The organism is Acinetobacter sp. C15 (assembly GCF_013420645.1).
Lineage (GTDB): Bacteria > Pseudomonadota > Gammaproteobacteria > Pseudomonadales > Moraxellaceae > Acinetobacter > Acinetobacter indicus.
On the sequence record NZ_VOXR01000136.1, the window covers coordinates 1 to 1,087 of the forward strand.

1 protein-coding gene is annotated in these 1,087 nt (G+C 37.0%); it reads left to right on the forward strand.

Annotated features, from left to right (window positions below; genetic code table 11):
* Positions 1–111 precede the first annotated feature (111 nt).
* Positions 112–1,080, forward strand: a complete 969-nt coding sequence (locus tag FTT63_RS15550; RefSeq protein WP_012308653.1) for an IS30 family transposase — start codon at positions 112–114, stop codon at positions 1,078–1,080.
* The last annotated feature ends 7 nt before the right edge of the window (positions 1,081–1,087 follow it).

The window sequence follows — 1,087 nt, forward strand, 5'->3', positions numbered from 1 at the left end:
GGCAGAGTAAAACTTGAAGTGCGACATAAACCACCTAATTAATTTAAAGGGTTTATGGAGTATATAAAATTGTCATACCATCATCTTAACTTTGAAGATCGTACTGCATTAATGCTTGAGTCAAGAAAAGAAGGCTTTTCAGCCAGAAAATTTGCTGAACTCATTAAAAGACATCCTAGTACGATCTATCGTGAGCTTAAAAGAAATAGCATCAATGACGTTTATCAAGCTCAATATGCTTCTGATAACACTTTTGCTAGACGTAGACGTGGTCACAGAAAACTCAAAATCGATTCAATCCTCTGGAAATTTATTGTTGAAGCGATCCGTTGTTTATGGTCTCCTCAGCAAATAGCAAAGCGTTTAAAGACATTTCCTGATTTGGATCAAACAATGAATGTAAGCCATACAACGATTTATTCAACGATACGAGCATTACCCAAGGGTGAGTTGAAAAAAGACTTATTATCCTGTCTACGTCATGAAAATAAAAAGCGAAAAGCTAACGGTGAACCTAAAAAAGATTCTATATTACAGGATATTAAAACTATTCATGAGCGCCCAGCCGAAGTTCAAGAAAGAAAAATACCGGGTCATTGGGAAGCTGATTTAATTAAAGGTAAAGACAATAAAAGTTCGATAGCAACACTTATTGAACGAAATACACGGCTCTGTATCTTGGCAACATTACCTGATGCAAAGGCAGAATCAGTGCGCAAGGCTTTAACTGAAGCTCTGAAATATTTACCTGCAGAACTGCGTAAAACGTTGACCTATGACCGTGGACGTGAGATGTCAGAACATAAAATACTCGAAGAAGATTTAGGCATAGATGTATATTTCTGTGACCCACATTCACCCTGGCAAAAAGGCACATGCGAAAATATGAATGGTTTAATTAGGCAATATTTACCTAAAGGGATTGATTTAAATCAGGCAGATCAGCATTATTTAAATCAAGTTGCCATGTCACTGAATACTCGTCCTAGAAAGGCGTTAGATTGGCTTACACCATTAGAGAAATTTGCTCAGCTTGTTGATTATCATATGGCTTTTGAAACTGTCGCACCTCATGTTTGAATTCGCC